Source organism: Clostridium sp. HBUAS56017 (assembly GCF_007115085.1).
Taxonomy (GTDB): Bacteria; Bacillota; Clostridia; order Clostridiales; family Clostridiaceae; genus Clostridium; species Clostridium cibarium.
The window spans coordinates 46,287-69,286 of the sequence record NZ_SULK01000016.1 but is presented as its reverse complement, the minus strand read 5'-3'; the positions used below and the strand labels follow the sequence as shown (position 1 = coordinate 69,286).

General features: G+C 31.9%; 18 protein-coding genes. 4 read left to right on the top strand and 14 right to left on the bottom strand.

Annotated features, from left to right (window positions below; all coding sequences use genetic code 11):
* From FAY47_RS14070 to purR, 9 genes are all read right to left on the bottom strand, one after another.
* Nucleotides 1–913, bottom strand: a 913-nt coding sequence (locus FAY47_RS14070) for a SurA N-terminal domain-containing protein (RefSeq protein ID WP_185966839.1), incomplete at its 3' end; no start/stop codon positions are given.
* A 114-nt stretch (nt 914–1,027) separates the two neighbouring features.
* Entirely contained in the window at nt 1,028–4,531 is a 3,504-nt protein-coding gene (gene mfd, locus FAY47_RS14065) for a transcription-repair coupling factor (protein ID WP_143317547.1), read from the bottom strand.
* Nucleotides 4,532–4,545: 14 nt separating this feature from the next.
* Nucleotides 4,546–5,121, bottom strand: coding sequence for an aminoacyl-tRNA hydrolase (gene pth / locus FAY47_RS14060; RefSeq protein WP_143317546.1), 576 nt, complete (start codon nt 5,119–5,121; stop codon nt 4,546–4,548).
* A 280-nt stretch (nt 5,122–5,401) separates the two neighbouring features.
* Nucleotides 5,402–6,817, bottom strand: coding sequence for a HAMP domain-containing sensor histidine kinase (locus FAY47_RS14055; protein WP_143317545.1), 1,416 nt, complete (start codon nt 6,815–6,817; stop codon nt 5,402–5,404).
* The gene (locus FAY47_RS14050) at nt 6,818–7,504 is read right to left on the bottom strand and encodes a response regulator transcription factor (RefSeq protein WP_143317544.1); all 687 of its coding nucleotides are present in this window, start codon (nt 7,502–7,504) and stop codon (nt 6,818–6,820) included.
* A gap of 140 nt (nt 7,505–7,644) precedes the next feature.
* Nucleotides 7,645–8,604: a ribose-phosphate diphosphokinase gene (locus tag FAY47_RS14045; protein ID WP_143317543.1), complete on the bottom strand. Its 960-nt coding sequence runs from the start codon at nt 8,602–8,604 to the stop codon at nt 7,645–7,647.
* Between the two features lie 59 nt (nt 8,605–8,663).
* Nucleotides 8,664–10,031, bottom strand: a complete 1,368-nt coding sequence (gene glmU / locus FAY47_RS14040) for a bifunctional UDP-N-acetylglucosamine diphosphorylase/glucosamine-1-phosphate N-acetyltransferase GlmU (RefSeq protein WP_143317542.1) — start codon at nt 10,029–10,031, stop codon at nt 8,664–8,666.
* A 169-nt stretch (nt 10,032–10,200) separates the two neighbouring features.
* A complete protein-coding gene (spoVG, locus tag FAY47_RS14035) occupies nt 10,201–10,488 on the bottom strand; it encodes a septation regulator SpoVG (RefSeq protein WP_143317541.1) in 288 nt (95 codons plus the stop codon).
* Between the two features lie 131 nt (nt 10,489–10,619).
* Nucleotides 10,620–11,435 (bottom strand): pur operon repressor, encoded by an 816-nt coding sequence (gene purR / locus FAY47_RS14030; protein WP_143317540.1) that lies wholly within the window; start codon nt 11,433–11,435, stop codon nt 10,620–10,622.
* Nucleotides 11,436–11,641: 206 nt separating this feature from the next.
* On the opposite strand from purR, the gene murC reads away from it, so the two are divergent.
* The 3 genes from murC to FAY47_RS14015 all read left to right on the top strand — a co-directional run bounded on the left by murC (nt 11,642) and on the right by FAY47_RS14015 (nt 14,630).
* Entirely contained in the window at nt 11,642–13,018 is a 1,377-nt protein-coding gene (gene murC, locus FAY47_RS14025; RefSeq protein ID WP_143317539.1) for a UDP-N-acetylmuramate--L-alanine ligase, read from the top strand.
* Between the two features lie 16 nt (nt 13,019–13,034).
* Nucleotides 13,035–13,853 carry a purine-nucleoside phosphorylase gene (locus FAY47_RS14020; protein ID WP_143317538.1) on the top strand — a complete coding sequence of 273 codons (819 nt, stop codon included), beginning with the start codon at nt 13,035–13,037 and terminating at the stop codon, nt 13,851–13,853.
* A gap of 78 nt (nt 13,854–13,931) precedes the next feature.
* Nucleotides 13,932–14,630, top strand: a complete 699-nt coding sequence (locus tag FAY47_RS14015) for a metallophosphoesterase family protein (protein ID WP_143317537.1) — start codon at nt 13,932–13,934, stop codon at nt 14,628–14,630.
* Between the two features lie 34 nt (nt 14,631–14,664).
* Here the strand turns inward: FAY47_RS14015 and FAY47_RS14010 are convergent, their stop codons facing one another.
* Nucleotides 14,665–15,054: a hypothetical protein gene (locus FAY47_RS14010; protein WP_143317536.1), complete on the bottom strand. Its 390-nt coding sequence runs from the start codon at nt 15,052–15,054 to the stop codon at nt 14,665–14,667.
* Nucleotides 15,055–15,169: 115 nt separating this feature from the next.
* Here FAY47_RS14010 and asnS point away from each other — a divergent pair, with 115 nt between their 5' ends.
* Complete coding sequence (asnS, locus tag FAY47_RS14005; RefSeq protein WP_143317535.1) at nt 15,170–16,564, top strand: asparagine--tRNA ligase; 1,395 nt, start codon at nt 15,170–15,172, stop codon at nt 16,562–16,564.
* Between the two features lie 333 nt (nt 16,565–16,897).
* Here asnS and FAY47_RS14000 read toward each other — a convergent pair whose 3' ends face one another.
* From FAY47_RS14000 to kdpB, 4 genes are read right to left on the bottom strand one after another with little or no spacing between them, the layout of a single operon-like run.
* Entirely contained in the window at nt 16,898–17,605 is a 708-nt protein-coding gene (locus tag FAY47_RS14000; protein WP_143317534.1) for a response regulator, read from the bottom strand.
* A complete protein-coding gene (locus FAY47_RS13995; RefSeq protein ID WP_143317533.1) occupies nt 17,574–20,288 on the bottom strand; it encodes a sensor histidine kinase KdpD in 2,715 nt (904 codons plus the stop codon). Before FAY47_RS13995 ends, FAY47_RS14000 begins: the two co-directional genes overlap by 32 nt.
* A 16-nt stretch (nt 20,289–20,304) precedes the next feature.
* Nucleotides 20,305–20,910, bottom strand: a complete 606-nt coding sequence (gene kdpC, locus FAY47_RS13990; protein WP_143317532.1) for a potassium-transporting ATPase subunit KdpC — start codon at nt 20,908–20,910, stop codon at nt 20,305–20,307.
* Between the two features lie 12 nt (nt 20,911–20,922).
* Entirely contained in the window at nt 20,923–22,992 is a 2,070-nt protein-coding gene (gene kdpB / locus FAY47_RS13985) for a potassium-transporting ATPase subunit KdpB (protein WP_143317531.1), read from the bottom strand.
* Nucleotides 22,993–23,000 lie beyond the last annotated feature (8 nt).

The following is a 23,000-nucleotide window of genomic DNA, read 5'->3' as shown; positions in this document are numbered from 1 at the left end:
GTTTTACCTCATCATTTGGATACACCTTAGTATTTACTATTATATGATAACCAAACTGTGTCTTAACAACTTCAGATACTTGATTAGCTGGTAAAACCTTGAACGCATCTTCAAATTCTTTAACCATTCCACTATCTACAAAACTTACACGACCTAGCTCTTCATACTTAGCAGAATCCTTAAATTCAGCACTAGTTGATAAATCCTTTAATGATGTTCCAGAAACAGCTTTCGCTCTAGCTGCATCTGCTTTAGTCTTTGCAGCTGCATCTGCACCTTCTACTACATTGCCCTTTGCATCTTTCGCTGGAGCAAATAATAAGTGTGTTACGTCAGCTCCTGCCTTAGTTGTATAAGTACTCTTATTCTCATTGTAGTTATTCTCTACATCTTCATCTGTTACTTCTACACCCTCAACAATCTTATCAACTACCATACTTACTACTGCTTGTGTCTTTAAGAATTTTTCAAAGCTATCAACATCATATCCATATGACTTTACAAATTCTTCATACTTATCATCTGATCCAGTAGAATCCTTAAAGTACTTTATTCTATCATCAACTTGTGCTTGGATTTCTTCATCAGATGGATTAACGTCTAGAGCTTCTTTGTTTTGTAACAACACTTCTTGATCTACTAGCCCTTCTAATTGTTGTTTTCTCATATTCTTTAGTGGTTCTTTTAATTCTTCCTTATTTTCAAAATCTTCTCCATATTGTTTTTTGTATTGCTCTAAATATGGTTTTAGTGCTAAATCAACGTCTGCTCTTGTTATTTTTTTATTTCCAACCTTAGCTAATACTGTTTTCTGTATTGATTCTGGTGTTCTTTCTATCATACTACATCCAGCAAACGATAATATCATAACTCCTGCTAACGCCATTGTTACATACTTTCTAATCTCTCTCAAAGGCATTCCCTCACTTTATTGTTTATTAAATAGGTTATAACGACATATTAAACGACATATTATTAGTATAACAATAATAATACTACAATTCAAATCATTTAACCCAAAAAATTACTAATTTTTAATTAATTTGTTCAACATTTCCTTAAAGAACGCCAATATTTGTTCTTTCTTTTGTTCTCCCTGCTTAAAAGTAAAGGATGGCTTATCTCCAAACCTTAATAATACATTATCCTTATAGTTATCAATCAACTTTTTAAACACATCCTTGTAAGAGGTTTCCCCTTCTACAAACTTAAAGATTATTTCATTATTTGTTTCCTTTATCTCTTCAATTGATAACATTTTTGCTCTACTCTTAATATAGGCAATATCCATTAAATTATAAACTGCGTCTGGTATTTCTGAATATCTATCTTCGAGTTCTTCCTTTATATCCATATACTCTTCTTGACTTTCTAAAGCTGCAATCTTCTTATAAACTTCAATCTTTTGAATTTCATCTTCTATGTATGTCGAAGGTATATATGCATCCACCTTTAAATCTACAGTAGTTTCAACAGGTTCTTTATCTATCTCGCCTTTAATAAGCTTCACAGTATCTTCAAGCATTCTGCAGTAAAGATCATATCCTACAGTTGCCATGTGTCCATGTTGAGCAGAGCCCATCATATTTCCTGCTCCTCTTATCTCTAAATCTCTCATGGCAATTTTAAACCCAGAACCAAGCTCAGTAAAATCTTTAAGTGCTTTTAATCTCTTTTCAGCAACTTCTGTTAGGACCTTATCTTTAGTATATAAAAGATATGCATAAGCTATCCTATTTGAACGACCTACTCTTCCTCTTAACTGGTATAATTGAGATAATCCCATCTTATCAGCATTATAGATAATTATTGTATTTACATTTTGAATATCTATTCCGGTTTCAATTATAGTTGTACAAACAAGAACATCATATTCATTTACCATAAAATCCATCATTTCTTTTTCTAACTGTCTTTCAGTCATTTGTCCATGGGCGACAGCGACCCTTGCTTCTGGCACCAAGCTCTTTACAAATGTAGCCATTTTATCTATATCTTCAACTCTATTATAAACGAAATATACTTGCCCACCTCTACTTACTTCTCTCATAATAGCATCTCTTATTAATTGATCATTTTGCTCAACTACATAGGTTTGAATAGGATACCTTTCTTCTGGTGGAGTTTCTATAACAGAAATATCTCTAACCCCTGTTAATGACATATGAAGAGTTCTTGGAATAGGAGTTGCACTTAATGTTAAAACATCAACATTTTTCTTTACATTTTTTATCTTTTCTTTTTGTGCTACTCCAAATCTTTGCTCTTCATCAACTATCAAAAGCCCTAAATCTTTAAATGTAATATCTTTAGAAACCAATCTATGAGTTCCAATTAAAATATCAACATTACCCTCCTTAACTGCTTGCAATGTAGCTTTTTGTTCTTTTGCAGTTCTAAATCTACTTATCATCTCTATAGTAACGGGAAAATCGGAAAATCTGCTTTTTAAGTTTTTGTAATGTTGTTCAGCTAGAATTGTAGTTGGTACTAAAAATGCTACTTGTTTGCCTTCCATTACAGCCTTAAAAGCTGCTCTCACAGCAACCTCAGTTTTGCCATAACCTACATCCCCGCAAAGAAGCCTATCCATGGATTTGTTTGACTCCATATCCTTTTTAATTTCTTCAATACTTGTCAATTGATCCGGCGTTTCTTCAAATGGAAATTCATCTTCAAACTGCCTCTGCCATTCGGTATCTTTTCCAAACTTATGCCCTTTCATAGTTGATCTTGCTGCATATAGTTTAACTAAATCCTGAGCAATTTCATTAATTGATTTTCTTACTTTTGATTTTGCTTTTTGCCATTCTGCGCCACCAAGTTTATTAACTTTTGGTGATTTTCCTTCACTTCCAATATATTTTTGCACAAGATCTAATTGATCTACAGGCACATAGAGTTTATCTCCTTTATCATAAATAATATCTAAATAATCTCTTTTGTGTCCTCCAACTTCAATTTGTTTTATACCTTTATAAACTCCTATACCATGATTAACATGGACTACGTAATCTCCAGGCTTTAGCTCAGCAAAACTTTTTATTTTAGAAACACCTTTACTTTTCTTTTTTGTCTTCTTCAATTTTCTTTTTGCTTCACCAAATACTTCTTTATCCGATATAACACAAACTTTGTACGCTGGACATTCAAACCCCTTCAAAAGGTTTCCAAAAGTTATTACAACTTCTCCCAAGGCCACTTCATCAACAGTATCTTTATAAACACTTTCCACCCCCCTATCTCTAAGGGTATTAACTAGCCTCTCTCCACGAGCTCTAGTTCCTGATAAAATAACGGTTCTATAATCTTCACTCTTCTTGTTTATGATATCATCAATAAGTATATCTAATTGGCCTTGATAATGATGTAAAGTAGTTCCGCTTATTTCTATACTATGCCTTGGCCTTAAAAACTCATTATTCTTACTTATAACTTCTAAAGTTAAATGAACTTTATCTTCTAATAATTCTATTATCTTTTCTTTTTGTAATAGAAGTTTTCCTTGAGAAGGCAGTATGTCTCCTCTTTCTAAAAATATAGAATAATTCTCATCAAACTCAAGAAATGTACTTTCTAACTTCCCTAAAGCCCTAACTTTATCATCCATTATAAATATATAATCTTCTAAATAGTCAAAAAGAGTTTCTTCTTCTTTATAAAAGAAAGGCAAATAACTATCAATAGTTTCAAAAGAATGTATTTGCTCTAAATTCTCCAGATTATTTCCAATATTATTTCTAAGCTTATTTTCTCTTTCCTTATCTTTGTTTTTCTTTAAGGTATCTTCAAGTTCTATTTTAATAGACTCAATAGCATTACTTATTATTTCCTCACTCATTACCATTTCTTTAGCAGGAAATATATCTATACCGTTTACCTTATCTATACTTCTTTGAGATTCCTTATTAAAGGTTCTTATGGAATCTATTTCATCTCCAAAAAGTTCTATTCTATAAGGATATATGGAATCCGGAGGAAAAACATCTAAGAGCCCTCCACGAAGTGAGAACTCTCCTTTACCTTCAACCATATCTACCCTTTCATATCCTCCCTCAACTAGAAGTTTTGATATTTCTTTAAATTCAACTTCTTGACCAACTTCTAATGAGATTCTATGTTCTGAAAACAACTTTCTTGGGGTATACAACGAAGCAAACGCTTCTATAGAAGTAACTACTATATTCTTCTTTTTACTAAGTATTTCTTTTATTACTTTTAACCTAGCCCATCTTAAATCTCCTGATATAGCATCAATATTATAGAAAACCACTTCTTTTGCGGGAAAGTAACAGACATTACTGGTATATAAATTAAGATCTTCATATAGATTCTTAGCTTCCATATCATTATGCGTAATCATTACAACAGATTTATTTAAACTTTCATATATCGCATTTGTAAAATATGCTTTTGCTGACTCTGATAATCCTTCTATTTCAATAGGATTCTTTCCACTTTCTATAAATTGCTTTACATTAGAGAATTCCTTACTATTTATTAAGGGCTCCATTAACCCCTTTAATCTCATTTCAAGCACCATCCTTAACTAGTTTTATTTATATTAAATCCATTAAACTTATTCATAGCTTCTTTTGTATCATCATTAAGAATAACTCCAGCAGCAGACACTACTACATCTAAAACTTCTTCTAAATACTTTCTATCTTCCTTGGAAAAATTTCCTAGCACATGGTTAACTAAGTTGCCTTCAGGTTGTCCTACTCCTATTTTAATTCTTGAGAATACATCCGTCCCCATATGACTAATTAAACTTTTTATTCCGTTATGCCCGCCTGCACTGCCTTTTTCTCTAATTCTTAATCTTCCTACTTCTAGACTTATATCATCGTATACAACTAATACTTCTTCCTCTGAAAGTTTGTAAAAGTCCATTACTTCACGAACACTTTCTCCACTTAAATTCATATATGTAGATGGTTTAAGTAAAATTACTTTTTTACCTCCTATGAACCCTTCACCACAAACTCCTTTAAATTTTATCCTATTAACTTCTATATTATACTTTTTTGCTATAGCATCTATAGCATCAAATCCTATATTATGTCTTGTATTTTCATATTCTCTACCTGGGTTTCCCAGACCAACTATAAGAAACATATTTACTTACTCCTTCTTTGCAATTATATAATTATTAACATTATACTAAATTATTTATAGCATAACAAAGAGGACAGAACATAATTAACTTGTAACTTACAGATAAGCATCAATATTATGTGATTTTATCTTTAAGCTTCATTAACTTGTTAGGTCCTCTTAGTTATTCCTATAATTAAGAGTTATATATCAACATTTTACTTTTTATCTAAATTAATTAACTATTAATAGTTTTTCCACTTTCATAAATTTTATGTACTATATGGAAACATAAATTAATTTACTGCTTATACTCAGATAAAGTAAATATAAAACTTACCCCATCCTTCTCATTCTTAGCCCAAACTTCTTCACCATGTTGTGCTAAAATTGACCTAACTATAGGAAGGCCTAACCCTGTACTTTCTTTATTAGTTCGTGATTTGTCTGCTTTATAAAACCTATCCCAAATCCTTACTAACTCCTCTTTTGTTAAAATTGGTCCCTCATTTTTAATTTTTACATAAATCTTAGTTGATTTTTCTTTAGTTCTAATACTAATATTGCCACCATCATAGCTATACTTTATAGCATTGTCCAAAAGATTTGTTATTACTTGCATAATCCTATCGCTATCGGCATACACAATTTTATGTTTATCATCCAATGAAACTTCGCATTTTAATCTTTTTTTAATAAAACTAGATTCCGCATTTGCTACACAAAGCTTAATCAAAACATTAATATCCACTTCTACCATGCTAAGACTATACTTTCCATCTTCTATAGCTGAAATATCTAACAAATCGTTTACTAGCCTTGATAACCTAGTTATTTCATCATATACAATACTTAAGTAATAATTTTCTTTATCTTTTGGTATTATTCCATCTAATATTCCAGCTATAAAACCTTTCATAGATGTTATAGGCGACCTTAGTTCATGAGACACATTTGATATAAAATCTCGTCTATTAGCATCTACTCTTTCCAGATATTCTGCCATTGTGTTAAATGACCGTGCAAGTTCACCAATTTCGTCTATATTCTTAACACGGACCCTATTTTCAACTTCGCCTCTAGCAAACTTATTTGCTATTTTATTTATCTCATTAATTGGGTTAACTACAAATCTTCTTGTAAATGCACCTGCCATTACAGTAGTTCCTGCTATAGTTACAAAAATAAATGTCCATACGATTTGTTTAACTTTATCTATCACAGAATCTATCTGTTCTGCAGGCTTATCAATAATTAAAATTCCTACAAAAGTACCATCACTAAATATAGGTCTACTATATTTATAAACTTCTATCTTTTCTTCCGCTTTATAATCTAATACATTTCCTTCCTTTAACAACTCTATATCCTTTTGAGATACATTAACTTTAGAAACATCTGATTCTCCATCCTCATAATTTGATTTTACATAGATATTTCCTGAAGTATTTGTTATATATATATCCCCTTTAATAGAATTATTAACTATGCTTATTACATTTTTTAAGTTATCCAAACTAGAATTTTCCCGACATTCAAAGTAAGAAGAGGCTGCCGATGCTACTGAATAACCTTGATTATCTAGATCAGTCTTTCTAAGTTCCAAATAGTAACTTTTAAACCATGAATTCAAAGTTGCTCCAAGTGCTATTAATCCTATTGATAACACTCCTATAAATGCAGCAATGAGCTTACTAATCAAGCTAGTTCTTTTCATCTATTTCACCTCGAACTTATATCCTACTCCCCATACAGTCTCTAAGCTCCAATTTTCACCGCCATTAACCTTTTCTCTAACTCTCTTAATATGAACATCCACAGTTCTTGAATCTCCTGGATAATCATATCCCCAGACTTCACATAATAGCTGTTCTCTAGTAAATACTTTGTTCTTATTACTTGCTAAATAGTAAAGAAGTTCAAATTCTTTAGGCGGCATCTTAACTTCTTTCCCCTTGTATACTACACTATAAGAGTTTGAATCAATAACTATTTGATTGTAATGAAGGATTTCTTTCCCCGAATTATCTGAAGAATATCTTCTCATAACAGCTTTAATTCTTGCTATCAATTCCTTTGGTTCAAATGGTTTTACAACATAATCATCTGCACCTAACTCTAATGCTAACACCTTATCAAAGGTATCTCCTTTAGCTGTAAGCATTATAACAGGCGTTTGACCTTCTTTCCTAATCCATTTAAGAACATCTATCCCATCAATCATAGGAATCATTACATCAAGAAGCACTATATCTGGATTATATTCAATAAATTCCTCCTGTGCCTTCTTTCCATCATGAACAATCCTCGTATCAAATCCTGAACTTTTTAAGTATAAATCAATAACCTCGCATATATTCTCATCGTCATCTACTAAAAGAATTTTTCCCAAACTGCCATTCATCAATACCACTTCCTTTACTGTCATATAATAAATTTATCACTAAATTGAAAATTAAGAAATACATTCCTATAAATGTTACAATTTATTCACTTATCCTAAAAAGGAGCACCCTGGGTGCTCCTTAAACATATTATGTAATTCTAAGATTCAAATAACTTACTTATTGGTTCATCATCATAAATCCTTTGTATTGCTTCAGCAAACAATGGAGCAACTGAAAGTGATGTTATTTTTTCTGTATCTGCTTCTTCTGGTAATGTAATTGTATTTAACATTACTAATTCTTCAATAGCAGAACTATTTAATCTATCAAATGCTGGTCCTGATAAAACTCCATGAGTACAACATGCGTATACAGCTGTAGCTCCTAAATCCTTTAATGCATTTGCTGCATTTGCTATTGTTCCTGCAGTATCTATCATATCATCTATTAAGATACATCTCTTACCTTCTACATCACCTATTATATTCATTATTTCTGATACATTTGCCTTTGGTCTTCTCTTATCTATTATAGCTATTGGTGCATGCAATCTATCTGCAAACTTTCTTGCTCTTGTAACGCTACCTAAATCTGGAGATACAACAACTACGTCATCTTGATCAGCTAATCCCTTATCTACAAAGTGTTTAGAAAGAATTGGCGCTCCCATTAAATGATCAACAGGTATATTAAAGTATCCTTGAATTTGAGCAGCATGTAAATCCATAGTTAATACTCTATGAGCTCCTGCAGCTGTTAAAAGATCTGCTACAAGCTTTGCAGTAATAGGATCTCTTGATTTTGCTTTTCTATCTTGCCTTGCATATCCATAGTATGGAATAACTGTTGTTATTCTTCCTGCTGATGCTCTTTTAAATGCATCTATCATAATTAAAAGTTCCATTAGATTATTATTAACTGGTGAGCAAGTAGATTGTACTATAAACACATCTGCTCCTCTAACAGTTTCATCAATATCCACTGATATTTCTCCATCACTAAATGTAGATACCTTTGACTTTCCAACTGGTACGCCTAATATTTCAGCAATATCCTTAGCTAGTTCAGGATGTGAATTTCCAGTAAATATTTTAATGTTATTTCCGTGAGTTAACATATTTGTGAGGACCTCCTTAAATTTTAACTATTAGGTACTTTGGTATAATTTATATATAATTATTTCATTAAACCCTTTTTTTCAACCCAGCCCTTTATGTTTCTTTGCTTAGCTCTCGCTATTGCAAGGTCACCTTCTTCTACTTTAGAAGTAATTGTTGAGCCAGCAGCTATATAAGTGTTATCGCCCACCTCTACTGGCGAAACTAAATTTGTATTACACCCTATAAAGCTATTATCTCCAATTATTGTTTTATTCTTTGTCTTACCATCGTAGTTTACTACAACAGTTCCACAACCAAAATTACATCCACTTCCTACTTCTGCATCTCCAATATAAGTTAAATGAGACACCTTAGTTCCATCACCTATCGTTGATTTTTTTATTTCAACAAAGTCTCCTATTCGAGCATCTTTTCCTATAGAAGACTCAGGCCTAATGTAAGCAAATGGACCAACTGTTGTGTTCTCACCAATTCTACTTTCTAATATTACAGAAGATTGTATCTCAACACCTTTTGCTATTATGCTATCTTTTATTCTGCACCCTTGTAATATGGTGCAATTTTCTGCAATTACAGTATTTCCTTCAAATATATTATTTGGGTATACAATCGTATCCTTGCCAATTTTTACGTCAACCCCAATATATGTTGTTCTAGGATCTATTAAAGTAACTCCATTATTTAAGTGTTTCTCGTTTATTCTATTTCTTAATATTTCTTCAGCTTCGGCTAATTGCACTCTTGAATTTACACCTATAGTGTCTTCATAATCAGTAACAACTGCACCTATTCTTTTACCTTCATTCTTTAGAATACCAATAACATCTGTTAAATAATATTCTCCTTGGTTATTATCATTTGATAACTTCTCCAAAGAAGATAATAAATCTTTTATATCAAAACAATACATTGCTGCATTCATTTCATTTACTTTAAGCTCTTCTTCATTGCAATCTTTATGCTCAACTATCTTAACTACTTCATCGCCATCCCTTATGATTCTTCCATATCCAGTTGGATCTTCCACATAAGCAGATAGTAGTGTTGCTGAATTTTTCTTAAGTATATGTTCTTCCATTAAATTATTTATAGTTTCAATCTTTGTTAAAGGAGCATCTCCTGCAAAAATAGCAACTACGCCATCTTTACCTTCTAAAAATTCCTTTGCACACTTTACTGCATGCCCAGTGCCTAATTGCTCTTCTTGAAGCGAATAAGATACATTTCTATTCTCAGTCTCTTTCTTAACAAGCTCTGCACCTTTCCCAATTATTACATTTACATCTTCTATATTAGCATTTCTCATATTATCTATAACATGATTAACCATTTCCTTGCCACATACTTTGTGTAGCACTTTTGGGATGTCTGACTTAATTCTTTTTCCTTGTCCTGCAGCCAATACTAGCGCACATTTATACATAACATCACCTCATTTATGCAAAATACTTTTCATTAATCCAATTTATATATTTATGAAATTGGTCATACCTACTCTATTATATTTGAAAGAGAATTTTATTTCAACCTTTGGAAACTTTTTCATAAAAAAATAAAAGGAAGAAATCTTCCTTTTATTTTTATAAACTTTTCTATTCTTCGATAGCTTCTTCATTAACTTCTTCATTTTTAGCTTTTTCAAAAGCATCTAAAATTGAAGTTTGGATTCTTTCTCTAGTGTCAGTGTTTATAGGATGTGCTATATCCTTAAACTCTCCATCTGGTGTCTTTCTGCTAGGCATTGCAATAAATAATCCATTTTGACCTTCGATAATCTTAATATCGTGTACTACAAATTCATTATCAAATGTAACGGAAACTATAGCCTTCATCTTTCCGTCTGTAGCTATCTTTCTGATTCTAACGTCTGTAATTTGCAATTCACTACACCTCCCCAAAGTTGCTTGATAAAGTATATAATTCTCCATATATAACCAAAATCCTCTTTTAAACTAGAAATTTTTTTGAAAATTTGTTTTTTTATGAAAATGAACTATATAACTTTATTTAATTAAAGAAACATTTTAGAGGGTTTTATATCAATAATCGCTGATTTTTCAACGGATTTGAACTCTACAATAGATACATATTCATCTACCAATTTCTTTTCCACTTCTTTATTATCAAGTAACACTCCTATTCCAACTAACTCACTATCAAACTCTTTAAGTAAATCTTTTATTCCTTGAGCAGTTCCTCCACCCTTCATAAAGTCATCGATAAATATACTTTTACTAAATGCCTTCATTGATTTTTTTGATAATGACATCTGTTGTAGCCTTCCGCTCGTTCCAGACACATAATTAATTGTAACCGTAGGTCCTTCAGTTACTTGAGTATCTCTTCTTGCAATAACTAATTGTACCCCTAAATTTCTAGCAACCTCATAAGCTAAAGGTATCCCTTTTGTCTCCACAGTTATAACATAATCTACATCTACATTTTTAAAATATGATGATAAAATCACACCTGCTTTCCCTATAATTTCAGGGTTATACATAAGGTCAGTCATATAGATGAAATTCCCAGCTATTACTCTTCCATCATCTTTTAATAATTCACACAATTCTAAAGCAAATTCTTGCCCTTTTTCATATCCTATTGTTGGGATAAATTTTATACCACCTGCTGCTCCTGAAATTGTTTCAACTCGTCCCATCTCCAATTTTTGCAATATCTCTCTAACTATAACGATATCTTCACTTATAGTTGACTTAGCTGCATTTAATAACTCTGAAAAGTTATTTAATCCTATTATTTTATTTGGGCTTTCTATTAATAATTTAGTTATGGCCACAACTCTACTATTTCTACTTAACTTTTCCATATAATTCACCTACATTGCATATTTATTACACGAACTTTACATTCAAAAACTCTAACTAATATTCATATTTTATTCTATATTGTCTACATTATCAATAGCTTTTATTTACTATTTTTACTGCTCTTTATTATTTTCTCACAAAATGTGTTCAATTTTAATTTTTTGTATATAATTATAACTGTACTAACTTAAAAGGGGTTGATATTTTGTCATTTGATTTTATTAATGATAAACATATGAAAATACATTTCATCGGAATTGGTGGAATAAGCATGAGCGGATTAGCTGCTGTTCTTCTTAACAAGGGTTATAGAGTTTCAGGTTCAGATTTTAAAGAATCCGAAATACTAGATAAGCTTAGAGACAAGGGTGCTGAAATATACATAGGGCACGACAAGAACAATCTTGTTAATGTAGATCTAGTTGTATATACTGCTGCAATTCCAGATTCAAACCCGGAACTTGCAGAAGCTAAAAAGCAAAATATTAAGCTTATGGATAGAGCCGAGTTTCTAGGTTTAATAATGAAAGGTCATAAGTATAATGTAGCCGTTTCTGGTACTCATGGTAAAACAACTTGTACATCAATGATTTCTCATGTTACTTTAGAAGCAAACTTAGATCCAACTATTTTAGTTGGTGGAGAATTAGATCTAATTGGAGGAAATTACAGAATTGGTGAAAGTGAGTACTTCATCACAGAAGCTTGCGAATATAAAGAATCATTTTTAAAGTTCCCTCCATACGTAGGAATAATATTGAATATTGATGCTGATCATCTAGATTATTATAGAGACATAGATCATATTACTGAAACCTTCGAAAAGTTTTCTCACCTAATTCCTGAAAATGGTTATCTCATTGGTTATGGTGGTGATGAAAGAGTTAAAAATATACTCTCAAAAGCAAATTGTAACACTGTGACTTATGGATTTGATGACGAAAATTTAGTTGCGAAAAATATATCTTTTGATAATAAAGGTTGTGCTACATTCACTTTATGTGAAAACGGCAAGGATTTATTTGAAGTCATATTAAACAATCCAGGAAAACACAATATTTTAAATGCACTTTCTACAATTGCTGTTAGTCTTATTTTTAACATTCCTTATGATGATATCATCACTGGTCTAAAAAAATGCAAGGGAGCACATAAAAGATTTGAGTATAAGGGTGAAAAAAATGGAGTTACTGTAATTGATGATTATGCTCATCATCCTACTGAAATAAAAGCTACATTAAGCACAGCTAAAAAAATAAAACATAATAAAGTCTATTGTGTATTCCAACCACATACCTATACAAGAACTAAGACTTTATTTGATGAATTTACAACTGCCTTTAGTGATGCTGATGAACTTATATTAATGGATATATATGCGGCTAGAGAAAAAAACACTGGCTTAGTATCTTCTGACGAATTAGGGGATGCTATTAGAAAGACGGGTTTAAAATGTACAAATGTTCATTCCCACGATGAAGGAACTGCATACTTAGAAAAAGTAGCTACAGCTGGTGATTTAATATTGACCGTTGGAGCTGGAGATGTAGTTATCGTAGGAGAAAAATACTTAACTAAATAATTTAGGAGTGATTTACATGGACTTATTAAAAAACATTGAAGCATCCTCAGAATATATACTTAGCAAAAGCAAGTATTCACCAAAAATAGGCTTAATACTAGGATCAGGACTTGGCTCACTTGCAGATCTTATTGAAAATCCTGAGTTTTTCCCTTATGAGGAAATACCAAACTTTCCAGTATCAACAGTAGAAGGGCACGAAGGTAGACTTGTACTAGGAACATTACAAGGTAAAACTGTCGTTGCTATGCAAGGAAGATTTCACTACTATGAAGGTTACAAGATGCAAGAAGTAACATTTCCAGTAAGAGTTATGAAACTTTTAGGTGTTGAAACAATCATAGTAACAAATGCTGCTGGTGCAGTTAACACAAATTTCAAACCAGGTGATTTAATGATAATAAATGACCATATAAATCTTTCTGGTGATAGTCCTCTTATTGGAAGAAATCTTGATAAGTTCGGGCCAAGATTCCCTGATATGTCAACCGCATATGACTCAGAATTAATTGCATTAACTAAGAACGTGGCAAAAAACCTAAATATCGAAATAGAACAAGGGGTTTATACTTTAATGACTGGTCCAACTTATGAAACTCCAGCCGAAATAAGAATGGTTCGTATTTTGGGCGGAGATGCTGTAGGAATGTCTACAGTTCCTGAAGTTATAGTTGCAAATCACTGTAAAATGAAAGTAATAGGTATTTCTTGCTTAACGAACATGGCTGCTGGAATATTAGAACAACCATTAAATCATGAGGAAGTTATAAGCACCTCTAACATGGTTAAAGACAAATTCATGAATCTTATGCGTTCTCTTATCAAAGCTCTTTAAGTATTATTTACAATAGAGTAATTATTTGTACCTACTATGTTATAATAAATTTAATATGAGTGTATAGGAGGATTTTTAATGAAGTTAGCAATTATATCAGATATACATGGTAATCTTTATGCACTAATGAAGGTATTGGAGGATATAGAAGACCAAAAGGTTGACCTTACAGTTTGTTTAGGAGACTTAGTTGGATATGGTCCACATCCAAACGAAGTAGTATCTATGATAAAGAGAAAGAATATCCCTTGTATTAAAGGAAATTATGATGCTTCAGTAGTAGATGGAAGCTATACTTATATAAGAGAAACAACAATTAATTCTTTTTCTCTTCCATGGGCTGTTAACGAGGTAAGAGCCGCTAATAAATACTACTTAGACAATCTTCCAACATCTATGACTTTAGATTTCAACGGAAAGAAAATAAAACTTGTTCATGGTAGCCCAAATGCTCTTAATGAATATCTTTTAGAAGATGATGAAAATACATCTAAAGTTATGGAATTACTAGAGGAGGATATTTTAATTTGTGCTCATACCCATGTTCCATCCGTTAAGCAATTTGGTAATAAACTATTTATAAATGACGGTAGTGTAGGAAAACCTAAAATAGGCACTCCTGAATCTACCTACTGCATTTTAGATGTTGATAAGAATGGAAATTCAAAAGCTTCAATAAGACGTGTATCTTATGAACTTAAGGGGTTAGTTAAGGAAATGCAAATCTTAAACTTCCCTAACAACTTAATACGCAGCTTTGAGGAAGGTATGGAATAAAAAAATGTACGGTGCTATATACACCGTACATTTTTTATTCTATTAACATTCCAACTACCTTTGCCTGTTTAGTAATGTCCTGTGTCTTATTGTGGCATTGACAAGAACACTTCTCTCTATCCTCATCTTTAATTAAATCTGTAATATCATAAACAGTTCCATTTTCTACTACATAAGCAGGCATTCCATTCTCCCCATTATATTGGTCTAAGTCCTCCAAGGTAAACTTTTTTAATTCTCTACTTTTAGTTTCTTCCTCTCCTCCAATATAATGAAAATATCTTAAGATAAATTCCAAATCATCAACGTTTTTCTTTATTTCCTCCACTACTTCTTCTTTATTTTCTTCACTCCTAGATGCCAGCTTTGATTTTAAATCACAAAGCTCCTTTAGTTTATTGTTAAGTACCCTTTCTTGAAACATAGAATCCTCCAAAATTCGTGATCTATATAGTGTATGTTTGATATGTTGCATTTGTTAGTAAAGTATTGTAAAATCAAAATTAATGTAATACCTTATTACTTTTAGGAGGAAAATTATGAATAAATCTGTATTAGTAAAATCAATTTACAGAAATACAAAGGAATATGCATCAAAAGATGTAAGAATCTCTGGTTGGATTAGAACACTAAGAGCTTCAAATGCCTTTGGTTTTATCGAAGTAAATGATGGATCATTCTTTAAAAATATTCAAATTGTATTTGATAATAAGATAGATAACTTTAAAGATGTGTCAAAACTTCCAATAAGCTCATCTATTACTGTAGTAGGGACTTTAGTTGAAACGCCAGATGCTAAACAACCCTTCGAAATTCAAGCTAAAGAAGTTATAATAGAAGGAATGTCTCACTCTGACTATCCATTACAAAAGAAAAGACACACTTTTGAATACTTAAGAACAATAGCACATTTAAGACCGAGAAGTAATGCTTTCTCAGCAGTATTTAGAGTTCGTTCAGTGGCAGCTTATGCAATCCACAAGTTCTTCCAAGATCAAGGGTTTGTATACACTCACACTCCAATTTTAACCGGAAGTGACTGCGAAGGTGCTGGAGAAATGTTTAGAGTAACTACTCTTGACCTTAATAATGTTCCAAAAACTGAAGAAGGTGCTATTGATTATAGCGAAGATTTCTTTGGTAAAGAAACTAACCTTACTGTATCAGGTCAATTAAATGCTGAAACCTTCGCTTTAGCTTTTAGAAATATCTATACATTTGGTCCTACATTTAGAGCTGAAAACTCAAATACAACAAGGCATGCAGCTGAATTTTGGATGATTGAACCTGAAATAGCTTTTGCCGATTTAGCTGACGACATGGAACTTGCTGAAGACATGCTTAAATATGTTATAAAATATGTTATAGATGAGTGTCCTGAAGAAATGGCTTTCTTTAATCAATTCGTTGATAAAGGATTATTAGATAGACTAAATCACGTTATAAACTCAGACTTTGGTAAGGTTACTTATACTGAAGCTGTTGAAATCTTAAAGAACTGCAAGAAGGAATTTGACTATCCAGTAGAATGGGGCATCGATCTTCAAACAGAACATGAAAGATACTTAACTGAAGAATACTTTAAGAAACCAGTATTCGTTACTGATTATCCAAAAGAAATTAAAGCATTCTATATGAGAATGAATGATGATAACAAAACTGTTGCAGCTTGTGACTGTCTAGTTCCTGGTATCGGAGAAATCATCGGTGGTAGCCAAAGAGAAGAAAGACTTGATGTATTAAAATCAAGAATGGCTGAATTAGGTCTTAAAGAAGAAGATTACTGGTGGTACTTAGAACTTAGAAAATATGGAGAAACTAAGCACGCTGGTTTTGGTTTAGGATTTGAAAGATTGATTATGTATGTTACTGGTATGGGTAATATCAGAGACGTAATACCATTCCCTAGAACTACAGGACAATCTGATTTCTAGAAAAATATATTTTAAGGTTGGAGAGAATTATAAACTCCAACCTTTTTTGGTTTATGATAAATTCCTAAAAACTTGATTAAAATTGATTCTATACAAAATCTTTCTATGCTATAATTCATCTGAAATTTCGCGCTAGATATAAAAAAACAACCTCATAATAACACCTAATTATAAAAATGCATAATATTCTTATATTCTTCTCCATAAATATGGTAATATTCTTATATTCTTAAGAATATGCTGGCAAAATGCGGACTTAAGAAAATCCTCAATAAAAAATCCATTAAAACCAGAATTATTTTAGCATATAAAAAAGGAATAGTTTAACTTAAACTACTCCCTATCTTCTTGAACCCTTATCATTCTATATCCCACTCCTATGTGAGTTTGAATATAAACAGGATCATTTGTATCATTCTCAATCTTTTTCCTCAAGGTCGCCATAAATACTCTTAAAGAAGACACTTCATTTTCATAGCTCTGTCCCCAGGTTTCCTTTAATATGTAAGAGTGAGTAAGGACCTTTCCAACATTTTTAGCAAGTACAGATAAAAGTCTATATTCTATTGGAGTTAAATGCACTTCTTCATCATTAAGAAATACACACCCAGCACTATAGTCTATCTTTAAATCCCCATTCACAAAAATATTAGTTTCCTTATTTGATTTACTATCATAATTCATTTTTCTAATTGCTACTCTTATTCTAGCTAAAAGTTCATCAACACTAAAAGGTTTAGTTAAATAGTCATCAGCACCTGCATCTAAAGCTTCAATTTTATCTTTATCTTCACTTCTAGCACTAACCACTATAATAGGACAAATTGACCAACTTCTTACCTTCTTTACTATCTCCACTCCATCTATATCTGGAAGACCTAAATCCAATATAATAATATCTGGTCTTTTAGAGGTTGTTGTTAATATGGCCTGCTTTCCATTCTCTGCAGTTAAACAATTATAAGAGTTTGCATCTAACGCTGTTGATATAAAGTTTTTTATTGCCTTATCATCCTCTACTACTAAAATCGATGTTTTCATTGCCTCTAACCTCCACTAATGATAATGTAAACCCGAATATTGTTCCTTGAGGGTTATTATCTCTAACATATATTTTCCCTCCGTGGGCAACTATAATTGATTTGCACAAAGCAAGACCAAGACCAAGACCTCTTCTGCTATCCCCTTTATTTCCATTAACCGTAAAGAACATATCAAATATACATTCTTTATTGTGTTTACTAATTCCTTGTCCATTATCTGCAATTTCAATAATTACCTTTTTACCATTAACACAAACATTTATATTTATCTCTGATCCTTCTTCTGTATACTTTATAGCATTATCCACAATATTTATTATAACTTGGATTATCAACCTCACATCCACATCAACCATTAATAACTCGTCTTTTAAATTCACCTTTATAATATGCTCACTAGCTTTTCTATTTATATGATTCAATGCTTCAGTTATAATTTCTCTAACTAATTGAGGTTCTGTGCGTAAATTAACTCCATCTTTATCAATTCTAGAAACCGATAATAAATTTTCAACCAAATTAATAAGCCAAAGAGAATCATCATATATATCTAAAGTTAGTTGTTTCCTTGATTCTTCATCAATGGTATTTGTCAATAATAAATTAGCTGATCCAGATATACTTGTAAGAGGTGTTCTTAAATCATGAGAAACAGCTCTTAATAAATTTGCTCTAAACCTCTCTTTTTCTGCTTGCATTAATGTTAATTTTTGCACTTCATTAAGATTATATTTCTCCAAAGCAAAGGATATTTGATTAAGCATTGCCCTATATAAGGATTTTTCGCCACTATCTATATCCTTATTATTTTTCATAACAATTCCTACAACTGCTAACACCTTGTCTTGTCCAATTAAAGGTATATACAAAGATTTTGAACCCGGAAGAGTCTCTGTCCCTGCACCTGCTTTTTTCCTATTTCTTATTACCCAAGTTGCAACTGCCCTCTCATCTGCTTCTAGATACTCATCTTCAAGCTTAGAATTATTTTCATCTCTATAAGTATATGTTTTAACTATCTTCTCATCTTTCACCACATAAAAAATAATTGGCTTATTAAGTAATTTATATATTTGAATCTGAGACTTCATTGCAATTTCTTCTAAACTATTAGCCTTCTGAAGTTCCCTGCTGGCATCCAGTAGTATATTTGTTCGATAAGCTATAATAGCTGACGTATCTGCTTGTTCCTTCACCTTACTTGTAAGAGTACTTGTTATTATTGATGCAATAAGCATTATTAAAAATGTAATAAGATACTGTGAATCGTAAGCAGTAAATGTAAGCTTAGGTTCTATAAAGAAAAAATCAAATGATAAAACCCCTATAATAGATGATATTACTCCATACACTTTTCCATTTGTCTTACTTGAAGTAAGTAAAACTCCTAATATAAAAATAGTTATTATATTAGCTTCACTAAAACCTACACTATCTACATATAAACTTGTAATATTTGATAACCCCATTATTCCAATCATCTTGAAAAAATCTACACATGAAAATTTTAAGTTGGTTAAATGCCTTTTTCTAAATGAATACTTATGCGTATCCTTGTCTGGAATAACGTAAATATCTATATCAGGAGCTAAACTCACAAGTTTATCAACAAAACCTAATTTAGTCCTAAAAATCTTTCTTGTATTAGTTCTACCTAATATTACCTTTGATATTCCACTTACCTTAGCATATTCAGCAATTTGATATGGCACATCATCTCCATAAGTTGTAGTAATCTCTGCTCCCAATTCTTCTGCAAGTTTTAAATTTGCCCTAATCGCACTAATATTTTTATCTTCCAGGTCTTTTGAATGAGTAGTTTGTACAAATAAAGCTGTAAACTTCCCATGAAATGCATCTGCCATTCTAGCTGCTGTTCTTATAACCTTTGGATTGGACGGAGATGAACTAAGGCACACTAAAATATGTTCATTTGTGTGATAGCTACTATTACCTTCATTTTTATTTGTAATTACCTCTTTGTTAACCCTATCAGCTGTCTTTCTTAATGCAATTTCACGTAAAGCTACTAAATTTTCCTTTGCGAAAAAATTACTTAGTGCTTTTTTACTTTGCTTTTCTTTATATATCTTGCCTTCATTTAATCTTTCTATCAAATCTTCAGGCTCTACATCTATTAATTCTACTTGGTCAGCTTCATCAAAAATTCTATCTGGAATACGTTCTCTAACTACTATATGTGTGATTGAAGCTACAATATCATTTAAGCTTTCTATATGCTGTACATTAACTGTAGTATACACATCAATTCCAGCATCAAGAAGTTCTTCTATATCACTATATCTCTTTGTATGCCTTAATCCCTGTGGATTTGTATGAGCAAGTTCATCAACCAAGATTACTTTTGGCTTTCTTTCTAAAGCTGCATCTAAGTTAAATTCATTTAAATTTATGCCTTTATAAGGAATTATTAGAGGAGGAATAAATTTCAACCCCTCAAGCAAAGCTTGTGTATCTTTTCTTGCATGTGGTTCTATATAGCCAACTACTACATCTATTCCTGCTCTTTGAGCCGCATGAGCTGCGTCCAACATCGCATAAGTTTTTCCTACTCCAGCTGCATAACCAAAGAAAATCTTTAATCTTCCTCTTCTACTGGCTCTTTCAGAACTATTAATTTGTTTCAATAATTCATCTGGATTTGGACGCATATAACTCATAAACTTCAACACCTCACTATTTTAATATCCCATCAAGAGCTAAATTGACCTCTAATACATTAACTGTCTCTTCTCCAAACACTCCAAGGAACCTTCCCTTTGTATACTTCTTAATTATTTTTCTAACTTCATCACTACTAATACCTCTGCTTTTAGCAATTCTTTCAACTTGGTATTCAGCAGCTGCTACTGAAATATGTGGATCAAGTCCACTTCCTGAACAAGTTACAAGATCTACTGGAATCGCCTTATCTATTTCCTCTGGATTAGATTTCTCTATTTTTTCAACTCTTTCAACTACAAGTTTTTTATATTCATCACTAGCTGGACTTAAATTTGATGGTGCCGAATACATAAGCAAAGCTCCATCATCATCTTTAAAAGTACTCGTATCTATATTCATTATACGTCCCCATAAGTATTCATTTCTAGTAAACTTTTGTTCTAAAAGTACACTACCATACTTTTTCCCATCTATTTCTATAATACTACCATTTGCTTTATTTTTAAAAAACATTTGTGAAATTCCTGTAATAAATATTGGATAGATTATCCCACATAGAACTGTAAATACTAATAAGAGGATACCTGCTTTTGCTGCAACTGATTTTACTTGTTTCATATATATTCCCCCTTATACTATACCTATAAAGGTAATTACTAAATCAATAACTTTTATTGCAATAAATGGAGCTATAATTCCTCCAAGTCCATATACTAGCATATTTCTTGATAATAATTTACTGGCTGGAACTTCTCTATACTTCACTCCTTTTAATGCAAGCGGAATAAGCATAACTATTATTAATGCATTATATATAACAGCTGAAAATATAGCACTTTCTGAACTATGAAGCCTCATAATATTAAGTATATTTAGTTCGGGATAAAGTCCTATAAAAAGTGGCGGTATAATCGCAAAATACTTTGCTATATCATTTGCTATACTAAATGTAGTTAATGATCCTCTTGTCATAAGAAGTTGTTTTCCTATTCTTACTATATCTATTAGCTTTGTTGGCGAAGAATCTAGATCCACCATATTACCTGCCTCTTTAGCAGCTTGAGTTCCTGTATTCATAGCTACGGCCACATCTGCTTGTGCAAGTGCTGGTGCATCATTAGTGCCGTCACCTGTCATGGCAACAAGATGTCCTTTTCTTTGAAATTCTCTAATCATTTCAAGCTTCCCTTCTGGAGTAGCTTCAGCTAGAAAGTCATCAACTCCAGCCTCTGCTGCAATAGCTGCTGCTGTAAGTGGATTATCTCCAGTTATCATAATAGTCTTTATTCCCATCTTTCTTAGATCAGAAAACTTTTCTTTCACACCTTGTTTTACTATATCCTTTAAATAGATTACTCCTAATACCTTGCCATTTTTAGCTACTACTAAAGGAGTTCCACCTAAATTAGATACTGATTTAACAACTTCATCACATTCTTGCGAGTACTTTTCACCTTTAGATAATACATATTGTTTTATAGCCTCAGCTGCTCCTTTTCTAATTTCATTACCTCCAAAATCAACACCACTCATCCTCGTTTTAGCTGTGAAAGGTATAAATTCTGCATTAAGCTCACTCATTTTACGACCTCTTATACCAAATTGTTCTTTTGCAAGTATTACAACACTTCTCCCTTCTGGAGTTTCATCTGCAAGAGATGATAATTGTGCTGCATCTGCAAGTTCCTTTATATCCACTCCATCAACTGGAACAAATTCACTAGCTTCACGATTTCCAAGAGTAATCGTTCCTGTTTTATCTAACATTAATATATCAACATCTCCAGCAGCCTCAATCGCTCTACCGCTCATAGCTAGTACATTTGCCTCATTAAGTCTACTCATTCCTGCAATTCCTATTGCTGATAGTAATGCACCAATAGTTGTTGGTGCTAAACATACTAAAAGTGCTAGTAAAGACGTAACAGAAGTATTATTAGTTTGGTTTAATTCTTTAAATGAAAAATCAGAATAAGCATATAAAGTAACTGTTACAATTAAAAATATAATAGTAAGAGAAACTAATAAAATTTGAAGAGCCATTTCATTAGGAGTTTTCTTCCTTGAAGCCCCCTCTACCATGGCAATCATTTTATCCATAAAGCTTTCTCCCGGATCATTGGTAATCCTTATTATTATCCAATCTGAAATTACCGTTGTCCCTCCAGTTACAGCACTTCTATCTCCACCACTTTCTCTTATAACAGGTGCTGATTCTCCTGTTATAGCACTTTCATCAACAGAAGAAGCTCCTTCTATAACTTCTCCATCTGCTGGAATTTGTTCTCCAGCATAAACTATAACAATATCACCTTTTCTAAGCACTGTAGAATTAACCTTAGTTATCTTATCTTTTTCTTCCACGGACTTTATTTTATTTGCTAATACATCTTTCTTTGCAGAACGAAGAGCATCTGCCTGTGCTTTTCCACGACCTTCTGCAATTGCTTCTGCAAAGTTTGCAAATAATACAGTAAACCATAATAATATTGCTATACCAAAAATAAACTCTGATGAATTATCCTTAATTCCAAATACTGAAAGAACAAAAAGAACAGTGGTAAGAGCTGCTGCTACGTAAACTATGAACATTACTGGATTTTGAATTTGAGTCTTTGGCTTTAACTTAATAAAGGAATCCTTTATGGCCCTTTTTAACATTTTTTTATCAGCAAATGAATTTTCTTTCTTACTACTCATGCCCATCC

What these genes read in the sequence shown, in the direction of transcription:
- FAY47_RS14020 (WP_143317538.1), top strand. Translation starts at nt 13,035, where the DNA reads ATGGACTTATTAAAAAACATTGAAGCATCCTCAGAATATATACTTAGC.
- FAY47_RS14010 (WP_143317536.1), bottom strand. Translation starts at nt 15,054, where the DNA reads ATGTTTCAAGAAAGGGTACTTAACAATAAACTAAAGGAGCTTTGTGAT.
- purR (WP_143317540.1), bottom strand. Translation starts at nt 11,435, where the DNA reads ATGGAAAAGTTAAGTAGAAATAGTAGAGTTGTGGCCATAACTAAATTA.
- asnS (WP_143317535.1), top strand. Translation starts at nt 15,170, where the DNA reads ATGAATAAATCTGTATTAGTAAAATCAATTTACAGAAATACAAAGGAA.
- mfd (WP_143317547.1), bottom strand. Translation starts at nt 4,531, where the DNA reads ATGAGATTAAAGGGGTTAATGGAGCCCTTAATAAATAGTAAGGAATTC.
- FAY47_RS14045 (WP_143317543.1), bottom strand. Translation starts at nt 8,604, where the DNA reads ATGTTAACTCACGGAAATAACATTAAAATATTTACTGGAAATTCACAT.
- kdpB (WP_143317531.1), bottom strand. Translation starts at nt 22,992, where the DNA reads ATGAGTAGTAAGAAAGAAAATTCATTTGCTGATAAAAAAATGTTAAAA.
- kdpC (WP_143317532.1), bottom strand. Translation starts at nt 20,910, where the DNA reads ATGAAACAAGTAAAATCAGTTGCAGCAAAAGCAGGTATCCTCTTATTA.
- glmU (WP_143317542.1), bottom strand. Translation starts at nt 10,031, where the DNA reads ATGTATAAATGTGCGCTAGTATTGGCTGCAGGACAAGGAAAAAGAATT.
- FAY47_RS14000 (WP_143317534.1), bottom strand. Translation starts at nt 17,605, where the DNA reads ATGAAAACATCGATTTTAGTAGTAGAGGATGATAAGGCAATAAAAAAC.
- pth (WP_143317546.1), bottom strand. Translation starts at nt 5,121, where the DNA reads ATGTTTCTTATAGTTGGTCTGGGAAACCCAGGTAGAGAATATGAAAAT.
- FAY47_RS14015 (WP_143317537.1), top strand. Translation starts at nt 13,932, where the DNA reads ATGAAGTTAGCAATTATATCAGATATACATGGTAATCTTTATGCACTA.
- FAY47_RS14050 (WP_143317544.1), bottom strand. Translation starts at nt 7,504, where the DNA reads ATGAATGGCAGTTTGGGAAAAATTCTTTTAGTAGATGACGATGAGAAT.
- FAY47_RS13995 (WP_143317533.1), bottom strand. Translation starts at nt 20,288, where the DNA reads ATGAGTTATATGCGTCCAAATCCAGATGAATTATTGAAACAAATTAAT.
- FAY47_RS14055 (WP_143317545.1), bottom strand. Translation starts at nt 6,817, where the DNA reads ATGAAAAGAACTAGCTTGATTAGTAAGCTCATTGCTGCATTTATAGGA.